At 37.8% G+C, this 23,262-nt stretch carries 19 protein-coding genes and 1 riboswitch; of the genes, 2 read left to right on the top strand and 17 right to left on the bottom strand.

Features of this window, described 5'->3' with window-relative positions; genetic code table 11:
• Positions 1 to 52 precede the first annotated feature (52 nt).
• From I0Q91_RS07820 to I0Q91_RS07780, 9 genes are all read right to left on the bottom strand, one after another.
• Positions 53 to 937, bottom strand: a complete 885-nt coding sequence (locus I0Q91_RS07820; protein WP_270453897.1) for a ParB N-terminal domain-containing protein — start codon at positions 935 to 937, stop codon at positions 53 to 55.
• The gene (locus I0Q91_RS07815; RefSeq protein ID WP_270453896.1) at positions 921 to 1,802 is read right to left on the bottom strand and encodes a hypothetical protein; all 882 of its coding nucleotides are present in this window, start codon (positions 1,800 to 1,802) and stop codon (positions 921 to 923) included. Before I0Q91_RS07815 ends, I0Q91_RS07820 begins: the two co-directional genes overlap by 17 nt.
• Positions 1,803 to 1,991: 189 nt before the next feature.
• Positions 1,992 to 2,234: a hypothetical protein gene (locus I0Q91_RS07810; RefSeq protein WP_270453895.1), complete on the bottom strand. Its 243-nt coding sequence runs from the start codon at positions 2,232 to 2,234 to the stop codon at positions 1,992 to 1,994.
• Positions 2,221 to 3,240: an ABC transporter ATP-binding protein gene (locus tag I0Q91_RS07805; RefSeq protein WP_270453894.1), complete on the bottom strand. Its 1,020-nt coding sequence runs from the start codon at positions 3,238 to 3,240 to the stop codon at positions 2,221 to 2,223. Before I0Q91_RS07805 ends, I0Q91_RS07810 begins: the two co-directional genes overlap by 14 nt.
• Positions 3,230 to 4,216, bottom strand: coding sequence for an ABC transporter ATP-binding protein (locus tag I0Q91_RS07800; RefSeq protein ID WP_270453893.1), 987 nt, complete (start codon positions 4,214 to 4,216; stop codon positions 3,230 to 3,232). Before I0Q91_RS07800 ends, I0Q91_RS07805 begins: the two co-directional genes overlap by 11 nt.
• Before the next feature lies 1 nt (position 4,217).
• Entirely contained in the window at positions 4,218 to 5,552 is a 1,335-nt protein-coding gene (locus tag I0Q91_RS07795) for an ABC transporter permease (RefSeq protein ID WP_270453892.1), read from the bottom strand.
• Entirely contained in the window at positions 5,552 to 6,706 is a 1,155-nt protein-coding gene (locus tag I0Q91_RS07790; protein ID WP_270453891.1) for an ABC transporter permease, read from the bottom strand. The genes I0Q91_RS07795 and I0Q91_RS07790 overlap by 1 nt, the downstream gene beginning before the upstream one ends.
• Positions 6,707 to 6,794: 88 nt before the next feature.
• Entirely contained in the window at positions 6,795 to 9,275 is a 2,481-nt protein-coding gene (locus I0Q91_RS07785) for an ABC transporter substrate-binding protein (protein ID WP_270453890.1), read from the bottom strand.
• Between the two features lie 391 nt (positions 9,276 to 9,666).
• Positions 9,667 to 10,599, bottom strand: a complete 933-nt coding sequence (locus I0Q91_RS07780; RefSeq protein WP_270453889.1) for a hypothetical protein — start codon at positions 10,597 to 10,599, stop codon at positions 9,667 to 9,669.
• Between the two features lie 230 nt (positions 10,600 to 10,829).
• On the opposite strand from I0Q91_RS07780, the gene glnA reads away from it, so the two are divergent.
• Positions 10,830 to 12,164 (top strand): type I glutamate--ammonia ligase, encoded by a 1,335-nt coding sequence (gene glnA / locus I0Q91_RS07775; protein ID WP_270453888.1) that lies wholly within the window; start codon positions 10,830 to 10,832, stop codon positions 12,162 to 12,164.
• A gap of 45 nt (positions 12,165 to 12,209) precedes the next feature.
• On the opposite strand, the gene I0Q91_RS07770 is transcribed toward glnA, so the two are convergent.
• The 3 genes from I0Q91_RS07770 to I0Q91_RS07760 are packed head-to-tail and all read right to left on the bottom strand — an operon-like array spanning position 12,210 to position 15,589.
• Positions 12,210 to 12,962 carry a GltB/FmdC/FwdC-like GXGXG domain-containing protein gene (locus I0Q91_RS07770; RefSeq protein ID WP_270453887.1) on the bottom strand — a complete coding sequence of 251 codons (753 nt, stop codon included), beginning with the start codon at positions 12,960 to 12,962 and terminating at the stop codon, positions 12,210 to 12,212.
• A 15-nt stretch (positions 12,963 to 12,977) separates the two neighbouring features.
• A complete protein-coding gene (locus tag I0Q91_RS07765) occupies positions 12,978 to 14,483 on the bottom strand; it encodes a glutamate synthase-related protein (RefSeq protein ID WP_270453886.1) in 1,506 nt (501 codons plus the stop codon).
• Positions 14,465 to 15,589 (bottom strand): class II glutamine amidotransferase, encoded by a 1,125-nt coding sequence (locus I0Q91_RS07760; protein ID WP_270453885.1) that lies wholly within the window; start codon positions 15,587 to 15,589, stop codon positions 14,465 to 14,467. The genes I0Q91_RS07765 and I0Q91_RS07760 overlap by 19 nt, the downstream gene beginning before the upstream one ends.
• A 165-nt stretch (positions 15,590 to 15,754) precedes the next feature.
• Here I0Q91_RS07760 and I0Q91_RS07755 point away from each other — a divergent pair, with 165 nt between their 5' ends.
• Positions 15,755 to 16,444, top strand: a complete 690-nt coding sequence (locus tag I0Q91_RS07755) for a GntR family transcriptional regulator (RefSeq protein WP_270453884.1) — start codon at positions 15,755 to 15,757, stop codon at positions 16,442 to 16,444.
• An 80-nt stretch (positions 16,445 to 16,524) separates the two neighbouring features.
• On the opposite strand, the gene I0Q91_RS07750 is transcribed toward I0Q91_RS07755, so the two are convergent.
• The 5 genes from I0Q91_RS07750 to I0Q91_RS07730 form a co-directional block, all read right to left on the bottom strand.
• A complete protein-coding gene (locus I0Q91_RS07750) occupies positions 16,525 to 17,847 on the bottom strand; it encodes a DUF5723 family protein (RefSeq protein ID WP_270453883.1) in 1,323 nt (440 codons plus the stop codon).
• Between the two features lie 14 nt (positions 17,848 to 17,861).
• Positions 17,862 to 19,835 (bottom strand): hypothetical protein, encoded by a 1,974-nt coding sequence (locus I0Q91_RS07745; RefSeq protein WP_270453882.1) that lies wholly within the window; start codon positions 19,833 to 19,835, stop codon positions 17,862 to 17,864.
• Positions 19,836 to 20,009: 174 nt separating this feature from the next.
• A riboswitch (cyclic di-GMP riboswitch) is annotated at positions 20,010 to 20,095 on the bottom strand.
• 123 nt (positions 20,096 to 20,218) lie between these two features.
• Positions 20,219 to 20,938: a hypothetical protein gene (locus tag I0Q91_RS07740; protein ID WP_270453881.1), complete on the bottom strand. Its 720-nt coding sequence runs from the start codon at positions 20,936 to 20,938 to the stop codon at positions 20,219 to 20,221.
• Positions 20,939 to 21,381: 443 nt separating this feature from the next.
• Positions 21,382 to 22,269 carry a D-ribose ABC transporter substrate-binding protein gene (locus I0Q91_RS07735; RefSeq protein WP_270453880.1) on the bottom strand — a complete coding sequence of 296 codons (888 nt, stop codon included), beginning with the start codon at positions 22,267 to 22,269 and terminating at the stop codon, positions 21,382 to 21,384.
• Positions 22,270 to 22,311: 42 nt separating this feature from the next.
• The gene (locus I0Q91_RS07730) at positions 22,312 to 23,235 is read right to left on the bottom strand and encodes an ABC transporter permease (protein ID WP_345790969.1); all 924 of its coding nucleotides are present in this window, start codon (positions 23,233 to 23,235) and stop codon (positions 22,312 to 22,314) included.
• Positions 23,236 to 23,262 lie beyond the last annotated feature (27 nt).

Genomic DNA, 23,262 nt, shown 5'->3' with positions numbered 1-23,262 from the left:
TAATGTTTTGATTTATATCACATTAAGCAGCAGGTGCTTATATTTGAATAACCTAAACTTTAATATTCCCCAAGAGCCAGTTCATTATAACAGAGGGAGTCAATTTCTCCTGACCAGATTCAGCTCTAAATTTCTCAATAAATTCCCTGTGCCAGAGATTAACTATTACCGGTATATTCTTAACCCCGAGCAACTTGGCAATTACAAAGCGATGGCGTCCATCTACAAAAAGCAATTCCCCACCCCTGGCTACAGCTATTTCAATCTCATTCTCAGCCAGACCCTCATAGATAGCCTTGCTGGAATGGAGGGACCTGGGAAAACTATTGCCAGTAGCCTGGTTCTTATATCCAAACCCCTTGATCTCATAATATAACTCTTCCCAGTATTTAAGCTTTCCTAGATAATAATCAAAATAATAATCTGGAGTTCTCGGTTTATCAAAATTATCAGGAAATGGCAGCTCTAAATTTTGAGCCCTGGCAATTGCAGCTTTTTCTTCCAGAAATCTGTAATAGACAGTATCTTCCCAGGCCAGACCATCAAAGAACCTTTCCTTAAAAGCAATATAGCTGATCATAGATTCTATATCCTGTCTGGCCAGATCCCAGTCACCATCAGCTATCTTCCCGGCAAATCTGATATCATCCTGGCAGAGAACCTTCTTCTTCCTCACAGTTTCAACATCTGGAGTCTCAACCAGTCGCTCATTTTCAAGCCAGTCAAGATAATACTCAGGATAAGGACTAATACTCTCCTGAATCAACTCAACTGGAACAGAAACAACCTGAAAGGGTTTATTAATAACCTTATCTGAAATCAAGCCAGAAAACCTTAAATACTGCCTGTAAATTAACGGTATTACACCGCCAGTAAAGTTATTGATAGCGTCTATAATAAACCCCTCCTGTCTGTCAACCTTAATATCTGCCCTCAAATTCAAGGATCAAGCGATCATTTTCAAAATTAAGCTGAACCCCAGAAATCATAGCAAAAAACTGAATTGCCTGTCGTAACTCCTGACTGGCAAATTCAATCTCAATTCTAGAATCAAAAACTTCTATTTCTTCTGATTCAAGATGATAGGCTAGATCAAACTCTGAAAACAAATCCAGATAATTAGTCTCAAAATCAAGCTGGTTAATCTTGAACTCATATCTCTCTTCCATTCCCTCAGGGAAGAAATCCTGACTGCTTACCCTCATTACAATATTAATCAGGTTTAACTCTTCAACGTCAATCCCGACCATTGATTGAATCTCATCGGCTTCACCAGATTCAATCAAATTACTTCTTACAGGATTTAAATCAATCTGGCTAACCCTTATTCCAGCCTCAAAATCAAGATGTTCCTGTTCAAGATCTGCGTTACCTGTATAATCCATATCAAACTGTTCCATGGCAAGTAAAAGATTCTGATCATTATCCTCTAAACGTACACCAAAGAGTGATAACTTTAAATCTTTAGTATTGAGAAAATCATCATCAATATTTTCCCCCCAGACTAAAGCTATCATATCCTGAAAGCTCATTGAAATATCCAACATATCAGCTGTCACTCTACCAGTCCGGCCATACACCTCTATTCCTTCACCTTCCAGAGATCTCATTGCCGGATTAGCCGTAAAACTTCCTCTGGTCAGATAAATATCATCGCCTAGTGATTCCTGCAAACCATCCCGAAAATTCCTGGCAATGATTGATCCTAGAGCAAAATTCAAAACCACCAGTAATGCCGCCAGAAATACCAGTGTAATAATTATCTTCAAAGATTTCCTGCCATTAGTTTTACTTTTCTCCATATATCAGTATCCTCTCTATTATTAATTTATTTTTATATATAGTCCTGCATTAATTTTAACAGATTTTAACTAATAAAAAAAGCAGCATATCTAAATAAGAAATGGAGACCTCTTAAGGCCCCCAGTTTTAATCTCCAAAATTTCAAACAATTAAGATAGAAAAGTCCTCAGTTAAAATATAGCTTCTAACTACTCATTATCTTCGTAATCCCTCAATTGCTTTTTGTCCTGTCTGTCCTTTATTAAGTTCCAGTGATAGGAGATAGCCATAAAACCAATAAAGAAACCAGCTAAACCCAGCCCATAACCGACAAAACTTAAAAGAAAAGTTTCTTTTACAAGATTAATTACCATGGCAAAGACCAACAACCAGCCAGCAACAATTAAAATAAGACCTAAAATAATCATCCTGGAACTTTTAAATCGCAACATCACTGGCATCCTCCTTATCTTTAAAGAGCCAGCAGGCAGTAATTCTATTGTCAGCCAGCTCAAAATCTGGCGGCTCCTTTTTATCACATAACCCTGCAATCATATACTCACACCGGGGATGAAATCTGCAGCCAGCAGGGGGATTTAAAAGACTTGGCGGCTCCCCAGGTGGCACCTTTTTAAATTTATCAATATTGCTGGCATCTGGCTCTGAAATAGCAGCAAGTAAAGCCCTTGTATAGGGATGAGCCGGTTCCAGCAAAAGTTCCCGCACCGGCGACTGCTCAACGATTTTACCACCATACATAACCCAGATTCTCTCAGAAAAATACCTGACAGTAGATAAATCATGTGTAATATAAATAATTGCAAGTTCACGTTTAGACTGTATCTTTCTAAAGAGTTCTAAAATTTCAACTCTAACTGAAGCATCAAGCATCGAAACAGGCTCATCAGCCATTATCAATTTAGGATTAAGCACTAGCGACCTGGCAATAACAATTCTCTGCTGCTGACCACCACTTAACATATGGGGATATTTATCTAAAAAATCAACGATAGGCGTCAGCTTTAATTCAGTCATAACCTCTTCTAGTCTGAATTGCCGCTCTGCTTTATCCTTAATCCCATTAACAATCATCGGTTCTTCAAGTATTCTCTGAATAGTCATAAAAGGCGGCAGTGCTCCATAAGGATCCTGCTGAACAAAACCTACCTCCGATTTATACTCACTCATATCCCCATCACTGGCAGCCTTAATAGATTTACCCTCAAATACCAACTCGCCATCAGTTGGCCGGTTGATCCCGATTATAGTCTTGGCCAGACTGCTCTTGCCACAGCCTGATTCACCAACCAGAGAAATTGACTCACCTCTATGAAGTTTAAAATTAACACCATCGACTGCCCTAACAAAACCAACATGAAGAAAGCCCCATTTCTTAATCTCAAACCAGGTCCTTAAATCATGGGCCTCTAATAAAACTTCATTTTTATTAACTGACATAGCGCTCACCACTCTCTTTATATAGCCAGCATTTTACCATCCTGCCGCCTTCCACCACAAATTCTGGAGGGTCCTGACTGCAGAGTTCGAATCTCTCATTACAGCGGTCAGCAAAGCGACAGCCAGTTGGTGGATTAATTAGACTTGGCGGCTGACCTGGAATATAACCAAGCTTATCATCAGCTTCAAGTGTCGGTACACTCTCCATTAATCTCTCAGAATAGGGATGGAGTGGTTTCCCAAAGAATGTTCTAGCATCAGTAAATTCGACTATCTGGCCAGCATACATTATTGCGGCCATATCAGCTATTTCACTGGATGTGCTAACATCATGGGTTATCAATATAAAACTAATATCTATCTGCTGTTTTAGTCTAGTTAAAACATTCATTATATTGGCCTGGGTCAAAACATCAAGAGCCGAGGTAGGCTCATCCAGAACAATAAAATCTGGATCAGTTATCAAAGAAGTCGCAATTGCCACCCTCTGTCTCATCCCACCACTCAGTTCAAAGGGATAACGCCCAAGAAAATCTACTGGAATTCCAACTTTTTTAAAAGCAGCTGCTGCCCGCTTTAAAGCCTCATCTTTATCATCAACAAGACTATGAAGCAGAACTGGTTCAGCCACCTGTTCAGAAACTTTTATAACTGGATTTAAAGAGTTCATTGATGATTGAGGTACAAGAGCAGCTTTTTTCCAGCGGATCATTTTTCTAAAGTCCTCATCACTTAATTCCATTATGTCTTCTCCATTTAACAGACAGCGACCATCATATCTACAGACATTCTCAGGCAGAAGTCTTAAGATTGCCCGGCCTAAGGACGTCTTCCCGCAACCAGACTCACCTACTATTACCATGCTCTTTCCCCGTTCCAGATTAAAGCTCACATTATCAACTGCCTGAACAATACCATTCCTGGTTTTAAAATATAGGTGCATATTTTCAACTACCAGCAGATTATCTTGAGCCATATCATCGCCTCCTTAGCCTTGGATTCAAAATTCTATCCAGGGCAAAACCTGTCATGGCAAAACCTAGCCCGGTAAAAATCAGAAGGATTGCTGGCTGTAGCACCCAGTAGAAATGCCCCATAAATAGTGCCCCTTCACTTAAAGCATCATTTAACATTTTGCCCCAGGTCGGCAATACAGGATCACCTAAACCTAATACAGCTAGAGACGCTTCAAGAAAAACAAAGGTTGGAATTACAGTAACAAACTGAGGAATCAATGTTGGAATAATTTTAGGAAGCATATAAAAGAAAATAATTCTTCGATTGCTGGTCCCATAGGCTTCTGCTGCTTCAATAAAAGGTAACTCTTTAACCTGTAAAAACATCGCTCTGTAGGTTTTAATAGCCGGCCCAAAAACTCCTTTTATAATTACAACTGCCAGCATCACCCAGAGACTTCTGGAATAAAACATACCAATTAAAATTAATAATGGTAATGTTGGTATAATCATATTCACCTCAGTTACACGCTGAATTGCTGAATCAACAAGTCCACCATACCAGACACCGATAGCAGAAATAATAAAAGTTGTGATATTAGCCCCAACAGCAGCCAGCACCCCAAACATCAAAGCAACAGGAGTACCCCAGAGCAATGCAACTCCTAAATCCCTTCGGCGATGGTCTGTCCCACCAAATCCATGAACTTGTCCATATGAAACCAGCCGCAAATCTATATCATCTTCTGTACCAAAAAGATATCCACTGATAATAAACTGATACTCTCCTTTTAATACATTTCGTTCTTCCTGTTCAGGATCAGCAAAGATCCCAAACCTGGGCGACTGATTACCCATCTGTCTCCTTAATTCAGTTCTCTGCTCCATTCTTATAACTGAATCTCTGGTTATTGAAATATCACTAGTCTTATACTGACGACCATCAGGAGTTAAAACCTCAATTGCAATATTTGGCCTAACTTCAGCAAAATCAGCCTCAAAAAATAAATTCATTTCTTTAGGAAATCCGTCATATTGATAATTTAAGGGAAGCATTATTTCAAACTGATAAACTCCATTTAAAGACTCTTTCGTTTTATTTGCAGGAAAATCTCTAGAATCAAGTATCTCAGTTCTAGGCAGATTACCTCTAGTAAACCAGTCAACATAGAGAGGTCTTGCATTCCTCGGACTCTCAGCCCACATATCGCCGCCTCTCCAGAGAATTATAGCTTCTTCATAAGGAATAATAATAACCGCTGCAATTGCAGTGAAGATGAGCAGTCCAATTATAAATAAACCTATAATTACTGATGGATACCTTCTTATCTGACTTAAATATTTTCTCAACCGCATCAGTCATCGCCTCCTGAACCTATACCGACTTTAACTCTAGGGTCAAGGACTGCATAGATAATATCCAGCACAAACACAGTGGCAGCCAGAAGATAGGCATAAATAACATTACCCCCGACTATTACTGGTACATCGAAAAGACCAATAGCTTCAAAAAGCATTCTACCTAACCCAGGCCAGTTAAAAATCTGCTCTAAAATAACAGCACCCATCCACATAACAATCATACTCAGGGCAAATGAAGTTATAATCGGTGGCAGAGTAGGCCGGAGAATATATTTTCTCTCAATCGAGCGATCTGTTAAACCTTTAGCCTTAGCCATTTCAACGTAATCCTCACTGGAATAGATCAAAAAGAAGGTTCTCCAATTGTAAACATTTATAAAGAATGCCCCCATAATTAAAGAAGCTACAGGTAAGATAAGATGTCGAATAACGCTTAATGCATAAAGGTGGGTTTCTCTAGGCGGCGGTGCTTCAACCATCCCACCGTATGGAAGCCAACCTAAAACAACTGCAAAAATCAGGATCAAAAAGATCCCATAAAACCATCCTGGGGCAGCTGAACTTGGTGCCAGTAATACAACCATCCTATCTAACTTACTTCCGTAACGCCGGGACAAAAATAATGCAAAAAATAAAGCCATAAAGAACATTAATAAAAAGTAAGACATCATCAGCATTAATGTCGGAGGTAATCGCTCAAGTATTATCAACTGGACTCTTCTGGAACCGGCATCACTTGTCATCCTTTCAGCCCTGCCTAAATCTAAAGTTATAGCATCCCAGAGATAATAAAAACTTCTTATAATAAAGGGCTGGTCTAGACCCAGGCGCTCAATTTCCTGGTCTACCAGAGTCTGTTCAAATTCTCTTCTCCGCTCAAGGGGCCACTCAGCCATTTCAGATGACATACCCATCATTGTCATACCAACAGATTCTCTTATCTGTCCCATTCTAATATTATCTACTGCCCCTCCCATATTGGCTATTAAAATTAAAATATAAATTGCAATAACAACTGTAATAAATAGGGCCAGCAGTCTAAATCCAAAATATTTAATAATTCTACCTAAATTACTTTTTCTTTTAACTTTTTCTTTAATATCAATTTCCTGTTCCTGAATATCAGGATCATCTAATTTATGATCCATCTCCACACCCCCTTCAAAATAATTATAAGAGGCTGCAGAGATTTAAATTTCTCTGCAGCCAGGGACTAATATTTCAAGAAACAGGCAATTAATTACCAGATCTGAAAGTTACAATTGATAGGGATTCCATTGAAGGCAGCGCGACAAGTCTGGAAGTAACAACTGCTTCAACTAAAGTTGTACCAGATGCCAGTCTAGAAGTAATCTCTTCTCCAACTTCTACCTGATAATAACCCTCACCAACGTAAACAGCATCTAACGTCTCAACCAGACGATTATTTTCATCGAAGATTAAAAGTATAATTGTATCTAAATCTTCACGAGAGTAAGGCTCGCCATCAAAGGTTATATTGATATCAATTGTAAATTCTGAACCGATTCTAATAGCACCAGGTCCTGTAATATCAACTTCTGGAATTATTGGCTCAACAAAAATATCCCAGCGATCAGCAGGGTACATATAGTCTTCATTTCTAGCCAATTCTACAATACCCTCTACTGGATAGACAGCATCTAGATAATAAGGTCCTGTTCCTACCCAGAAATGGCCTTTATCCTGATACCATTCATAAAGATTTTGATATCTCTCATAGGCCTCTTCTTCAGAGATAAATTCAGAAAGGGTATTCTCATAAGGAATTATACTCTCTTCTATAGCCCTATTTAAATGTCGTTGTAAAATCTCAAGACTTGGCCCACCAACCATATTGAGATGCTCGACTTCAAGGAGATCAGCTTTACTTGATGAGAAGGCTACTTCTTCAGCAACTTCAGCAAAATAACCAACAGCTAAACTATGCCAGGCTCCTGGACCCTGATCATAATATGGGAACCCAGAAGGTATAAAATGCTCAGCATCAAGATAGTAGAGATCTGAATAATATTCAACCTGAATCGGATCTCCATCGATAACTTTTATACCCCTTAAAGTATCCATCAATGACTGATAGGTTGTGACCTGGGCCTGATCAAAGAAGTCACTCTCTTCAAAGGCTCTATCAAATTCCATAATATAGAACCAGACAATATCTGCCGCTGTAAATGGACTACCATCATGCCATCTTAAATTTTCCTGGAGTCTTTCAGGATAAATTGTAGTTACAGCCCGACGGGCATTTACACCATCTGGATACTTTTCACCAACAGTTATAAATCTCTGCTCAACAGGATCCCAGTCCGCCCAGGCATCCTCAGGTACTGGTGTCCCACCTTCAACAAATTCTAGCTCAACCCAGTCCAGAGTTTTGGTAACTGGCAGACCTTCTTCGATTACAACTTTAGCAGATTCAAACATATTTGGGTGATGGAGGCCAGTATATGGATCCCACATATAGCCTAATTCACCAGTAGACCGAATAAGCATCATATCAAAGATCCAGTTACTTCCATCTAAAGGATTCCATGGCTCTGGCAAAACTGATGGTAGACCAATATTGACCTGACCACCAACCTCATCAACTTTTCTGATCGTATGGGACCAGAGATAAGATCCAGAAATACCTCCTGCCAGATCAGTTGTTAACTGAACGTCATAACGGTAAGGATTAACAGCAAGCCGATCAACCAGCCAGATCCTGACACTATCCTCTAAACCTAATTCCATATTCATAGCCATTAATTCAGCCCGTTCTTCCATAGTTGAAAAATCACGCTGGGCTAAGCGAAGAGTGGCAGTATTAAATTCTTCAGTTGGTTCATATGCCTGCCATAATGGGACTCCAAGGCCACGATCTGTATAGAAAAACTCCCAGTTAGTAGACTGGTCTCTATCTACAACAGTTGTAATCCAGCCACCTGTATAAATATGGAAGTCTCCTGCTGCAGGATTACCAGTCAACCAGATAGGTGAAGCTTCAGCAGCAGTTGCATATCTTCGCTCAACTCTAAATCCAATCTGTTCAAGCAAGGTGCCAACATAATCTCCAACCTCTGTTCTTTCATCTTCTGTTCTAATTAAAATGCTAATTTCAACTGGTTCACCTTCATAATGCCAGATATCATTTACCTTTTCCGCACCTAATTCTAACATCTCTTCAGTAATTACAGCTTCAGCTCTATCTGGATCATGACTATATAGAACCTCTAGCTCCCTTACTTTTTCGATCATATTAGCATAATCAGGGAAAGCTGAAGTAATCGGAAATAGTCGAGGAACAGCCATACCACCGAATATCTCTGCGGCCATATATTCTCTATCGACCAACCAGTTCATCGCCTCTCTAACTCTAGGCACTGCAAATGGATTTAATTTACCAGTCTCTTCAAATATAGGACCTGAAGGGTTAAAGGAAAGCTCATTATATGAACCAAAAGATTCTGCATATAAAATTTCTGGATTATCAAGTATCATTTCATAAATATCTATTTCAGTAATAGTATCAGCATAAACCCCCAGATCTCCAGTTCCAAGTTTAGTAACACCAGCAGCTGTCGATGCTTCCTCTTCGGCTACTATTCTATCCAACCAACCACCATAAGGAACTTCTTCTGCAAACCCAGCCAGGCCAAACCCAACCACAATAATCACACTCAACAGGCCAATCATTAAAATATTTTTTGCTTTTAGCATTATTGTGCACCCCTTTTAATTTAATTTTCAAGGTGATTCTGCCTGCACAATACTTCCAAACTGACCTGACTAATTAACTTACACCCTGACCTGATTCTCCAACCACCTCCTTTGAAGTTTTCCCATAATTAATAGAGGTATTATAGAATATGCTGGATACTCTGCTGTATACATTGCACCGATAAATATTGCCATAATAACTCTCATGACAATATTTATCACAAATCACTATAAAAAAATATATGTAACATAATATTCTCTATATAAGTTAAATGTCCTGCAAAAACTTTATTTTTTTCATTATATACGAATAAATATTAATTGCGCAATAAAAATCCAGCCCTAAATCACCCAGGACTGGAATAAAAAAATATAATTAAGTTTAAAAACTTTAAAACTGATAAAATAACCCTAGCTTCATCTCTAATCCACTAAAATCTTCTGTCATATCACCGATAATTTCATCACCATTTCCAGAGGTTTCAATATCCATTTCCAAAACCCTATAATTGACACCTGCAGAAACCATCATACCCTGCTGCAAAGGATAATCAAAACCTACCCCAACTTTATAACCAGGGCTACCTGCCAGTGTCAAATCATAACTGTTTTCACTTGAACTTTCATATCTTCTGTCGACTGGATCACCATAGCTATCTTCTCCAATCAGTTGCTCAAGTTTATATTCACTGGAGGTCATCTCACCATATCCCCAGTAATAGGCTCCCCCTACATTAAAATTAAAAAACCTGAGTAAATCAGGTAACTGATTATCTATTCCAGAAAAGAACGGAAAATGATACTCGGCCCCAAAAGAATGGATCAGCATTTCAACATCTATTTCTGAGCTATTCTCATAAATAAGTTCAGCTTCATTATAATTTTCAAAATCTCCATCAAACTTCACACTAAGCTCATTATTCCCCCTGGCATTAAAATCCAATCTAAATAGATCATAGTTCAATAAAGCCCTATAACCAAACTCCGTTGAATTAATCAAGTTCAAATAAACCCCAAAAGAATCCATTGGACCAGAGGGATAATCAGTATTATACCTAAATGAATAGCCAGACATTTCAGCACCTTCAAAATCTTCGCCATTAAAATTATCCAGCAAATCTGCAAATACCTGATTTTCATCAGCCATTGCTCCATATTCTCCCTCAAAAAACTCAGTAAACCCGGACATTTCCGGTCTGGTATACATAGCCCCGGCCATGAACTGATAATCATCAAAAAGACCAAAATCTGCTGCCTGTAGATCTCCAGCAAAGATTAATGTAAGTGTAAGTATTATACAGAAAACTAATACTAACTTTTTCACAGGCTCCACCCCAATCAAATTTTATTTATATAATATTCTAAAAGATCATTTGCTTTTTAATAGGTATAATTTATTATTCTCTATAAAACAAAAAGTTCCTGCATAAATATTATTATAAATATTCCTGTATACATGTATCTAACCCAAAAATTCATTTACTTTCTAATCTCAATGCTTTAACATGTTAATATAATAACTATAAGTGATATAAGAATTGAGGAGGAATTAAGATGAGTAAAATGACAAAAGAAGATGTTCTAAAGTTAGCAGACAGAGAAGGCGTAAAATTTATTAGACTTCAGTTCAGTGATATTCTTGGAACAGTTAAAAATGTTGCAATTACAATCGATCAATTAGAAGATGCTCTCAATGGCGAGATTATGTTCGATGGTTCTTCAATCGACGGTTTTACTAGAATCCAGGAATCAGATATGTATTTAAGGCCTGATCCAGATACATTCAGTCTCTTCCCCTGGCGCCCTGAAGAAAATGGAGCAGTAGCAAGGCTAATCTGCGATGTCTATTGTCCTGATGGCAGTCCCTTTGTTGGTGACCCCAGATATATATTAAAAAAAGTTTTAGAAGAAGCCAAAGAAATGGGTTATACCATGAAAGTCGGTCCAGAACCAGAGTTCTTTCTTTTTGAATACGATGAAAACAGCAATCCAACAACTATCCCTAATGATGATGGTGGTTATTTCGATCTTTCTCCAATGGATCAGGCTCAGGATACAAGAAGAAATATAATTCTGGCACTTGAAAAAATGGGCTTTGAAATTGAAGCTTCCCATCATGAAGTAGCCCCTGGCCAACATGAAATAGACTTTAAATATGAAGATGCCTTAAGAACAGCCGATAATATCTGTACCTTCAAGTTTGTTACTAAAACTATTGCCAGCCAGGAAAATCTTCACGCTACCTTCATGCCAAAACCAATCGCTGGAGAAAATGGTTCAGGCATGCATGTTCACCAGTCACTTTTCAGTAATGGCCAGAATGCTTTTTATGATTCTGATGATGATCTTTATTTAAGCGATATAGCCTATTACTATATCGGCGGCCTGATAAAACATGCCCGGGCCTTAACAGCCATTACCAACCCTACAATTAACTCTTACAAACGGCTGGTACCTGGCTATGAAGCACCTGTTTATGTTGCCTGGTCAAGTTCAAATAGGAGTGCATTAATTAGAATTCCTGACTGTCATGGCGAAGGTTCAAGACTGGAATTAAGAAACCCTGACCCTTCAGCCAACCCGTATCTGGCCACAGCTGTAATGTTAAAGGCAGGGCTTGATGGTATAAAAAATAAGATAGAACCACCAGCTGAAGTCACGGAAGATATCTACTGTATGACCAGCTCTGAAAAAGAAGAACAAAATATTAAAAGTCTTCCAGGTGACATCATGGAGGCAGTAAACCTTTTACTTGAAGATGATATTATCAAAGAAGCTCTTGGCAATCATGTTCTTAATAAATTTCTTCAAGCCAAGCAGGCTGAATGGTCTACATACAAAGCTGAAGTACATCAATGGGAGCTGGATAACTACTTAAGACTTTATTAAATAACCAAAAATAAAGGTCCTGGAAATTTAATTCCAGGACTTTTTTTATACATACATATTTCCATAGGGTCTATTTGAGTTCGGGATAATCTTACTAAAACTATTTAAATCTAACTTTAGACTCTTATAATTAAAATAATCTTTAAAATTCTCAATTTCCCTTTCTAAAAACTCCAAATCCCCTTGATTCAATTCTGCAAGTTTTATCTCAGGTCCTAAATCATCAGAACTTAATTTGCCTCTTATAAATATCTGACCTCCATGCATTCCTGGAGCAAGTTGATCACCAATCAAATTTGACCCCGCTTTCTCCAGCCCAACTCCTAAAACAATTATTCTGCCTCCAGCCATATATTCTCCAGTAAAATCTCCGGCCTTACCTCCAATAATAAGTAACGGCTGTTTATCCTTAAAACCTTTCATATGAATCCCAGCCCGATAGCCGGCATCACCATTGATATAAATGCTGCCTCCTCTCTGAGAATATCCAGGCAAATCCCCGGCATGACCATCTATTATTATTTTACCAGCATTCATAGTATTACCGACACAATCCTGAACACTGTCATTAACCCTGATCATAACTCCATCAGCAAAAGCAGCCAGATCATTGCCAGCCAGCCCATTAATCTCCATCTCAATATCTTTGCCTAATCCACTTCCTATATACCGCTGACCATTAATGCCCTCCAGCTGAAAATACTCCTGGCCTGATTCAATTTTCTCTCTAATTAACTGATTTAACTTTTTAAAACCTAAACCATATCCATTTATTACAGAACTATCTCGTATCACCATATTAATTCCTCCATCTTAACTTTCACCTGCATGTTTAACACCTAATATCTCCAACTCTCTCGAATTCAGACCAACACCTCTTAACATCAAACGATTCCCCCTTAAGCTATCCAGGGAATTAAGACCCATCCCACCTAGGATCTCCTTTATTTCATAAGACCAGCCCTTGATTAGATTAATCAGCCTCTCAGCACCTGCTTCGGGATCAAGCCTTTCATAAAGTTCCGGTTTCTGGGTTGCTATCCCCCAGCTACAACTTCCTGAATAACAGCTCCTGCATAAGCTACAACCTAAAGCAATTAAAGCAGCAGTCCCTATATAACAGGCATCTGCCCCTAAAGCTATAGCTTTAACTAAATCAGCACTGGTCCTGATTGAACCTGAAGCAATGACTGAAACATTCTGCCTTAACCCAGCTTCTCGCAATCTATCATCAACTGTTGCCAGAGCCAGTTCAATTGGAATCCCAACATTATTCCTGATCATAGTCGGAGCAGCTCCAGTACCGCCTCGCCAGCCATCAATTGCAATAATATCAGCCCCGGCTGTTGCTGCACCAACAGCAATTGCTGCCACATTGTGAACAGCTGATACCTTTACAATTATTGGTTTCTCATAGGCTGTCGTCTCCTTTAAAGCATAAATTAACTGCTTTAAATCCTCTATCGAATAAATATCATGATGGGGAGCTGGCGATAAGGCATCAGTCCCTTTCGGTATCATTCGCGTTTCAGATATATCCTGACTTACCTTTTCACCAGGTAAATGGCCACCAATTCCTGGTTTAGCACCCTGGCCAATCTTTATTTCGATTGCCCTGCCAGCTTCAAGATACTCCTTATGAACACCGAATCTCCCTGAAGCAACCTGGACAATAGTATTATCTCCATACTGATAAAGGTCCTTATGAAGTCCGCCTTCACCAGTATTATACATTATGCCAGATTTACTGGCAGCACTGGCAAGAGCCTTACAGGCATTTAAACTTATAGAGCCAAAGGACATAGCTGCAAAGAGTATTGGTGTCTCAAGCTCCAGTTGTGGTGGCAGCTCTTCTGGCTCCCCATTCTCATTAAATTCCAATCCATCTGGTTTCCGGCCAAGAAAAGTCTTTAACTCCATCGGCTCTCTTAAAGGATCAATAGCCGGATTGGTCACCTGACTGGCATTTAAATTAAGATGGTCCCAGTAAACCTTACCAGGTTCTGGATTACCCATACCTGATAATAAAATTCCTCCACCATTGGCCTGCCGCCTGATATAATCAATATGATTGGAAGACCAGTGACTATTTTTTACCGGTTTATTTTTATTTTCCTCGATAGTAATAGCATTTTTAGGGCAGAAACTAACACATCTCTGACAGTTAACACATTCTTTTTCATCTTTAATCTCTAATGGACCGCCATCACTAAAGTCATAAACCCCATAGGGACATTCCTCTTCACAGATTCCACAGTCTATGCACCTATTCTGATTAATACTTACTCTGTATCCTGAGTTTAATTTACCTGCTGCCATACCATCTCACCTGCCTCTACCTTTTCAATTACAGGCATTCCACCAGCAGGAAATTCAACTTTATCAGGATTCGGTTCAACCGCCCTGATAGCAGATTCCTCACTGGCTGCATAAAACCTGGCACCCTTTTCAGCAATAACCATTGGCCGCAATTTAATCCTGTCATTTAATACAGCCAGGCCATCATTATCAGCAACAATAATTGAAAATGGACCATTTAATAAAACATCTGGATAAATAATCCTTAACTTTTTTAATAGTTTCTTTTCTGGCTCATCCAGTCTGGCTATTTTATCCCATAAGGGAGCCGCCAGCGCCTGACAGGCAATCTGCTCTGAAATCCCCTGTCTCCTGATCAAAAGATCAAGAAGATAGGCAATAACCTCCGTATCAGTTGCCATACTACATTTATAATCAAAGATCTCAACATATCTGCTATTTGTGCCATAAGAAGATATCTCGCCATTATGAACCACAGAACGGCCAAGAAGCCCAAAAGGATGAGCTCCAGCCCACCAGCCTGCAGTATTGGTTGGAAATCGCCCATGGGAAGTCCATAGATATCCTGAATACTCTTCAAGCCTGTAAAACTGAGCAACCTCACCAGGATAACCCAGCCCCTTAAAGATCCCCATATCCTTGCCAGATGAAACAACAAAAACTCCATCAAGCTGACTGTTAATCTCCATAATCCTTTTAAAGATATAATCTTCTTCAGCAAGAGTATTAGAATAACTGCTTGATTTAATCTCGCTAACAGCCGGTTGAACAAAAAATCTTAAAAGCTCAGGCTCATTATCCAGACTGACACCCCTATTGACTCTAAAAGGTCTTTCCTCAATAATCTCAAAATATCGATCAAGATATTCCCTTAGCTCTAATTCAGCTTTTTGATCATTAGCAAATATATGTAAGGCATAATTTTCTTTATGCTCTGGATATATGCCATAGCCTGCAAAGCCTCCACCCAAGCCATTCGATCGCGGCTTCATACTGGTAATTGATTCTACAATCCTATCAGAACTAAACCTCTTTTTTCTTCTATCCATAATTGCTGCAATTGCACAACCAGAATAAACTTTATCCTCTCTAATCTTATTCTCCATTTTACTCAACTCCTTTAAGATTATTAAAATTATAAGCAATTAAAGAATTAAAGTAAATCGATTTGCTTTTTAAATACCTGTATACATGGATTTTAAATTTTACAAAGGCAGCCAATAATATTATAATGTAATATATTAGTATACTAAATTAAAGAGGTGCCGAAAATGACAGAATACAACTTGCCATCATTAAATAATTATAGCTATAAGCCCCTTAGAATGCAGGTTTATGAGGTGTTAAGGGAGGCAATACTAACAGGAAAGCTGGACCCTGGCGAAAAGATAATAGAAGTTAAAATCGCAGAAGAACTAAACGTCAGCAGGACTCCAGTCAGAGAAGCTATAAGAATGCTGGAATTAGAAGAACTTATAGAAATCCATCCCCAGAAAGGAATTTTTGTAGCAGGAATCGAATCCAAAAAAGAGATTGATAATATATTTGAGGTTAGAGCCGAACTTGAAGCCCTTGCAGTCAGGCTGGCTGCAGCTAATTTAACTGATCAGCAAAAATCCCAGCTAAAAAATCATCTAATGGAATTAGAAACTGCCACCAGTCAGCAAAACCTGGAAAAATGCATAGAGGTAGATATAGCCTTCCATCAGATTATATATGAAGCAGCAGATAACCGCTGGCTCCAGAAAGTACTGGATACCCTCTTTGAACAGATCACCAGATTTAGATCCCAGAGTTTCAGCAGAAGAGGTCGGATGGATGAAGCATTTAAAGAACATCAAGAATTATATAATGCCCTGGAAGATAACGATATTAAACAGGCCGAAGAAATAGTCCGCTGCCATATTGAAAATGCCAGAAAAAACGTCGTAAAAATATTTGAAGATATGACAACTGAATAATTATCAAAAATTATTTTTAAACATAGTAATCCCTCAGAATCAAAAGATCCTGAGGGATTTTAAATTTATTAAGTCATTATCTAAAATCTAAAACCAGTACTAAACCCAACAGTTAAACCCCGGCCATGGGCTGGAATCATCCTCAAATCAGAAACATAAAGATTTAAAATATCCCAGCGCTCAGTTCTAAAACCGAGCTTAAATGGCAGCGAAATATTTCTCCTGAAAGTATCATAATTAATACCCAGAGTCACCGGCATAAATTCAGGATAAGTAAACTTACTGGCAAAAGCCAGGCTGAAATTATTCCTCGGAGCCTGATAGAAACCAACAGAACCACCTAAATCAACATTAGGATGGGCATCATAGACAGCATCCACCTTAATAGATACAGGACTTGCAGTCATATAAGAACCTATCCGCTCTTCAGTCACCTCATCAGATTCAATCAGGTCTTCAAAATCATCGATCTCATTTCCATCTCTATCAACAAATCTAAATCCACCATCAAGTTCATCAGCTGATTCCAGTCTAATATAAATCTCCTCTTCCAGGCTATATCTGGTAGCAGATGGCCAGCGAACAAATCCAAGATTATTGACAGCAAAACCAACTTCCCACTCAGGATTTGGACTACCCCAGAATCCAAAATCCATTGCCAGACCCTGTCCTAAACCATCATCAGCAGGAGTTGTATAATCAAACTGCATTCTACCATCAACCTCAATACTTGTCTCATCAGTAAACTCGAGATTAGCGTTTCCAGTCAAACCACCATCAACATTGGCAAGACCTAATAGGTGATGAACACCAAATCCAACATAAAATGACTCCCAGTCAGCAATCATCTCATCAAGCTGCTCAGATCCAATCTGCTCGGATATATCTTCATAAGCAAAGCCCCTGGCATATCCAGTATCAACAACAGCTCTGGCATTAAACCTGGTATTATCCAGCCTCAAATCAATCGATGGCTCATCATCAGTCGCCATTCCTTCTAAGATAAACTCAAAGACCTCTTTATCAATAGTGGCTGCAGCATAAGATTTCAATCCAGTTCGCAAGCCCCAATCATTCCGGCCAAAGGCCAGACCAGAATTCAACTCAGCCCCAACACCTAAACCATTATCACTAATAGATTCTAAAATATTTCGTTTCCTGGAATCATCAAGATAAGCATTTAAATTATCAAAGACCTGATTAAAAGTCCAGGCATTATTGAAAGCTCCACCATAAAATGGATTCAACTGCAGAGCATAATCATAATCAGTCAAACTCAACATCGCCGGATTCCTGTCAATATTATCTGTCTCCCCAGGAAAGAGGGAGACCGGTGAATTTGCACTAACTGACACAGAAGCAACCAACATAATCGCTATAACTAAAACAACTAATTTTTTCATCTCTGTCTACCCCCTTAATCCTGAGAATTAACTCTGACTGTCACATTCGACCACATCTTCAATTCAATTCTATCATTCGTTGAAAATCTCACCGGTTCATCTTCATCTATAGGTATCTTTATTCTAAAGCCAATATAAATTGGGCTCTCTTCAGTTAAGGCCTCAATAAAGTCTTCATCAAGTTCTTGCTGATAACGATATCTCTGATTATCTTTTTTAAGATTAATCAATCCAGAACTATAAATGCCCTCATTTCCATCATCATAAAAATCATCTTTATCAACTTCATCTCCCCTGATAAAGATTTCAATCTCACCACTCAATGGCAACTCATTAACTATCTCCTGAACAATCTCTACCGATCTCAAATTATTACTTAAAGCATCCCTGGTATCTTCATCCAGATCAAATTCTTCAGGTTCAGCCCTATAAATAAAATTATCCAGGTTCTCATCTGCCACAAATTCAAACTCCAGATAAAAATTCATTTTTGCATTGGCTTTAATTTCATTATCCCCTGGATATATTATAAATTTATCATCCTCATTAATAGCTTTTATTCCATCAATTTTAATAGTTAATTTCTCTGGCTGATCATCACTATCAAAAATAAGATCAAATAAATCATCAATTTTACCTTCTGGCAGCTCACTAACTTCTCCAGCTTTTAACTTAAAATCATCCACCTCAACTTCTTCTCCATCCACATCAAATACAAAACCATCAAGTTCAAAGCCTAAACCGTCAATATCTGAAGTCAATTCAATCAAAAACTCAAGCCCACCTGCAGAAGGTTTAATGTAATCGCTAAAATCATCAATATCAAGATCAGTTAAATCAATTTCCTCACTAAATAGTTTGTCATTACCATTTGATTCAATCTCATCATTAATTAATTTAATTGCGTCCTCCGCTTTAACCTCCCAGGCCAAATTAGCAGGATTAATCCCAATTTCAAAATCATTTAAATCGCCAGGAAGAGTTCCACTAAATTCAATTTTACTATCAGACAACTCCTGTAATGTCATGCCAGCAAGGTTTATTTCACCATCTTTATTAGTTTCTCTATCATCAATAACAAGCTTAATATCTTCAAAAGTCAAATCAGAATCTATTATTTCAAATATTAATTTACTATCTTCTTTAAAAACAATATCTTCTGCATCGATTACATCAGAATCAAAAGCAAAATCATATTCTAAATTAAAATCTTCAATTCTAATATCCCACTCAAGATCCTCATCAACCCTTAAACTAACTGAATAATCTCCATCTTTATCGCCTTCTAACTCCACAATAGTAAAGATGATTTCTATTTCAATCTCATTATTATCGTCAGCAAATTTATCTTTATCTATGCTAACTCCATCAAAACTAAAAGTTCTACCATCGATCCGATCTAATTTCTCTCCTGCAAACTCAATCTTCACACCATCATCTGATAACTCAAATTCCTCTGGTATCTCAACAACTATACTTCCATCAGTAAATTCAAGATATTCAAAACCATCGATATTAGTCAATTCACTTACATCAATTTTTTCAGTTTCATCAACCTTAAATTCAGAGTTTAAATTATCCAGTGAGCTAGCATCAGCATTACTCTCTAAATTTATATTATCAAAACTTACATCATCCAGGTTAAATTCAACACCATCTAACTCAGGCTCAAACTCAACAGGTTCAAACTTAAAATCATCAATATTGATCTTTTCATTTATAATTTCTCTATCATCTTCCTCTAATAGGCTAATTTTAAAATTCCCATCTTCATCAGTATCTAAATCCTCATCAAACTCCTTAGCCAGTTCCTCCCCAACATCAACATTTGTCGCCGGCAACAACGGAATCGAAAGATCCAGATCCCATGAAGGCCCGGTTGCATTTTCAACCTCATCAAGCCCACTCTGCCAGTTATCACAGCCAGTTAATCCAACAACTAAGATAAGTACAAAAACCAGCAACATCGTCTTCTTAAACTTCATCATTTTCACTCCTCTTTATGTTTTTTTGATTAAGCTAAATATATTTCTGCAAATTTTTAAATAAAACTTACATATTATAAACTCCTTCTATATTTATTGTATAATACCTTTTTACTATGTTTTTAAAAAATAAAAGTTACTGTAAAATAGCTACAGTAACTAATAAAATCTAAAACTCATCGCAGCCTGGCAATCATCGATAAACCATCTTTAGACCCATAGCTTTGCGCCATTACCTTTCAGTAATTTTGCCAAAATATTTAGTTCTATGCCCTGTTATTAATATTCGCCGTCATCATTAAATATCCTGCAAAAACATAAGAAAAAATACCTATTTAAAGTATTTTACTGATTATTTTTTATCACTAATAAAATTCAGTCCACCCCTACAAACCCTTCAAAGATTTCATCCAATCTATACACTTAAAAGTCTTCTCCGTCACAATAAACCTTTCACCTTCAATATCATCCTCAATGTAACCATTTTCTATAAAAGGACTCATTAAACTCTTTAAATAAGCCAGTTGAATATCCCAGCAATCATCAAAAACTTCTATTATATATTTTTCGAAAGTTGAAATATCATAACCATCAAAGGCTTCAAACCAGAGTTCAAATATCCTTTCCATCTCTTCTTTTTCACTATCAGTAACTGAATCTTTTTCTAATAAACTAACTAAAAAATCATCAACATACAAGACAGAATTTTTATATGAGTAACCCTCAGTCATAAATAGTTCCTCAGGATAATAATCGTTAGAAAATAAAAAATTAATAAAACAAGTTTTAATTATAGTCGACAGCCAGTTAAAATCTTTCTCTGGCAAAGCACTCAAAGATTCATCATCACAATCCATCTCTTCCAGATACATCAGACCACCTGCCTGCTCACACTCAATCCCCCGCAGGTAATTATCTGTCATCAAAATTAAATAACCATCTGACATCGCAATTTTCAAAAATTCATCTCTGGCAACCCTATTGTTCATCATATCCTTAACTTCTTTATCTCTCATCGATATTGACCCATTATCAACCATCTCTATAAACTTATCTTCAACAAATCGCATCAATTCATTTTTCTCCATATAAAATATATTATTCATCTTAATCACCTCTTAATTTTATTAATTAACTAACTATTACTCTCCATATACTCCTGCCTAACCCCCCATTCGCAACCTCAATATCATTCAAAATTTTTACGCCATAATATATTTTTCATAATTAGCAATAATTTCAAACTACCACCCTATTATATTAGATCGTGAATTATTTTGCAACTATTAATTAAACTTTTTACCAGTTGAATAAATATACAAAAACTCCTCTCCAGACCCCCTCCACACCCGACTCTTACCAAGTCCTATCTCTTTGCATATTTCACAAAGTTTTTATACATTAAATATACATGTAAAATGAATATTATGCATTAAAATCTCAATATATGAGACAAAAAAAGCCGGCAGCCCACCAGGGCCACCAGCCATTATTAAAACAATATTATATTTAAACTCAAATTCTTATTCAACCAACTAATTCATATAGCTTACTGAGTTATCAACTCAAGAGGTACTGGAACAAATTCATCAACCTCTTCGCCATCAAGAAGTTGAACTGCCATCTCAATTGTTAATCTTCCCATTTCATGAGGCTGCTGAGCTATTGTTGCAGCTAAAGTACCTTCTTCAATAGCTGTTAAAGCATCGCCAATAGCGTCAAAACCAACAACCATAATCTCATCAGTTAAACCGGCGGCATCGATTGCCTCAATTGCACCAAGGGCCATCTCATCATTATGGGCAAATACAGCATCAATATTCTCATGAGCCTCAAGTAAATCTTCCATAACACTCATACCCTGAGCTCTATTAAAATCGGCAGGCTGACGGGCAATTATTTCAATACCTTCAATTTCATCCATAACTTCATTAAAACCTTCGCCTCTTTCTCTAGCGGCTGAAGTTCCTGGAATACCTTCAAGTTCAATAACTCTACCTTCATTATTTAGCATCTCAGCCATATATTCGGCTGCCATTCGGCCACCTTCAACATTATCAGATGCAATATGAACTGCTACATCAGTTTCAGCGCCTCTATCAACAGTAATAACAGGAATATTCATCATATCGGCTTCTTCAATAGCTGGAACAATTGCATCACCATCAACAGGATTAATCGCAATCAGATCCATTCCCTGAATTACTAAATCCTCCACGCTGCTCATCTGAGTTGCAGCATCATCACCGGCATCAACAACAGTCAGATTAACTCCTAATTCTTCAGCAGCTTCTTCAGCACCATCAGCTAAATCAACAAAGAACGGGTTATCCAGAGTTGAAATCGCTAGACCAACATCATAGGCTTCAGCAGCACCAGCAAAACCTGCAACCAGCATGAATGACATAACAACAACCAGAGCAACTAACTTTTTCATTTAATATTACCCCCTTTTAGATTTTAAACTATTTATATTATCTTAGTCCCGGTGCTGAAGACTATCCAGCAAGACCGCAACCAGGATAACCAGACCCTTTGCCACTTCCTGATAAAAGGAAGCAACACCTAACAGATTAAGACTATTATTTAAAACTCCAATAATCAGCGCACCAATTAAAGTTCCGCCAATCGTACCCTTTCCTCCAACCAGGCTGGTACCACCTAAAACAACCATAGCGATAACATCAAGCTCATAGGCAACACCTGCTGTCGGCTGGGCTGAATTAAGCCTTGAAGTTAAAATTACACCACTGACTGCAGATAAAAACCCACTAATTGCATAAACCTTTATTTTAATGCTATCTGTATTAATTCCAGCAAGTCTGGCAGCCTGTTGATTACCTCCAACTGCATAAATATATCTGCCAAAGGTAGTCTTATTTAAAACCAGATAGCCAATTACTAATATCACTGCAAAAATAATTACTGGAATTGGAACCATACCAACCCTGCCACCACCAATAGTCCTAAAAGCAGGATCAAAACCAGAAATTGGCCTTCCTCCGGTATATACTAAAACCAGTCCTCTGGCAATACTCATCATTGCTAAAGTAACAATGAAATCAGGTAATTTAGCTTTAGAGATCATCAGCCCATTAAAAAGCCCCAGACCGGTACCAACTGCAAGACCAATTAAAACAGAAAGCACCATACTGGTATCACCGGCCATCATTCCAGCAGTGACAGCACCAGAAAGAGCAAGAATCGAACCAACAGATAAATCAATACCCTGGGCCAGAATAACCATAGTCATTCCAACAGCCATAATCCCCATAATTGAAACCTGTCGGAAGATATTTAACATATTCGGTAGTGTCAGAAAGCGATCGCTTAAAAAAGACATAACAATAACCATCGCCAGAAGGCCAATTCCGGCTTTAAATTTATCTAAAAACTGGAGAATGAATTCTTTATATTTATCTTTCTGTTC

The organism is Halonatronomonas betaini (assembly GCF_015666175.1).
Lineage (GTDB): Bacteria > Bacillota > Halanaerobiia > Halanaerobiales > Halarsenatibacteraceae > Halonatronomonas > Halonatronomonas betaini.
Note: the sequence above shows the minus strand (reverse complement) of the source record. Positions and strands in the feature narration are given on the sequence as shown.

Bases quoted from the DNA above. Each gene is read 5' to 3' on its own strand.
- I0Q91_RS07790 (WP_270453891.1), bottom strand. From the start codon at position 6,706: ATGGATCATAAATTAGATGATCCTGATATTCAGGAACAGGAAATTGAT.
- I0Q91_RS07785 (WP_270453890.1), bottom strand. From the start codon at position 9,275: ATGCTAAAAGCAAAAAATATTTTAATGATTGGCCTGTTGAGTGTGATT.
- I0Q91_RS07765 (WP_270453886.1), bottom strand. From the start codon at position 14,483: ATGGCAGCAGGTAAATTAAACTCAGGATACAGAGTAAGTATTAATCAG.
- I0Q91_RS07770 (WP_270453887.1), bottom strand. From the start codon at position 12,962: ATGGTGATACGAGATAGTTCTGTAATAAATGGATATGGTTTAGGTTTT.
- I0Q91_RS07795 (WP_270453892.1), bottom strand. From the start codon at position 5,552: ATGCGGTTGAGAAAATATTTAAGTCAGATAAGAAGGTATCCATCAGTA.
- I0Q91_RS07810 (WP_270453895.1), bottom strand. From the start codon at position 2,234: ATGTTGCGATTTAAAAGTTCCAGGATGATTATTTTAGGTCTTATTTTA.
- I0Q91_RS07750 (WP_270453883.1), bottom strand. From the start codon at position 17,847: ATGAAAAAATTAGTTGTTTTAGTTATAGCGATTATGTTGGTTGCTTCT.
- I0Q91_RS07745 (WP_270453882.1), bottom strand. From the start codon at position 19,835: ATGATGAAGTTTAAGAAGACGATGTTGCTGGTTTTTGTACTTATCTTA.
- I0Q91_RS07740 (WP_270453881.1), bottom strand. From the start codon at position 20,938: ATGAATAATATATTTTATATGGAGAAAAATGAATTGATGCGATTTGTT.
- I0Q91_RS07755 (WP_270453884.1), top strand. From the start codon at position 15,755: ATGACAGAATACAACTTGCCATCATTAAATAATTATAGCTATAAGCCC.
- I0Q91_RS07815 (WP_270453896.1), bottom strand. From the start codon at position 1,802: ATGGAGAAAAGTAAAACTAATGGCAGGAAATCTTTGAAGATAATTATT.
- I0Q91_RS07760 (WP_270453885.1), bottom strand. From the start codon at position 15,589: ATGGAGAATAAGATTAGAGAGGATAAAGTTTATTCTGGTTGTGCAATT.
- I0Q91_RS07735 (WP_270453880.1), bottom strand. From the start codon at position 22,269: ATGAAAAAGTTAGTTGCTCTGGTTGTTGTTATGTCATTCATGCTGGTT.
- I0Q91_RS07800 (WP_270453893.1), bottom strand. From the start codon at position 4,216: ATGGCTCAAGATAATCTGCTGGTAGTTGAAAATATGCACCTATATTTT.
- glnA (WP_270453888.1), top strand. From the start codon at position 10,830: ATGAGTAAAATGACAAAAGAAGATGTTCTAAAGTTAGCAGACAGAGAA.
- I0Q91_RS07805 (WP_270453894.1), bottom strand. From the start codon at position 3,240: ATGTCAGTTAATAAAAATGAAGTTTTATTAGAGGCCCATGATTTAAGG.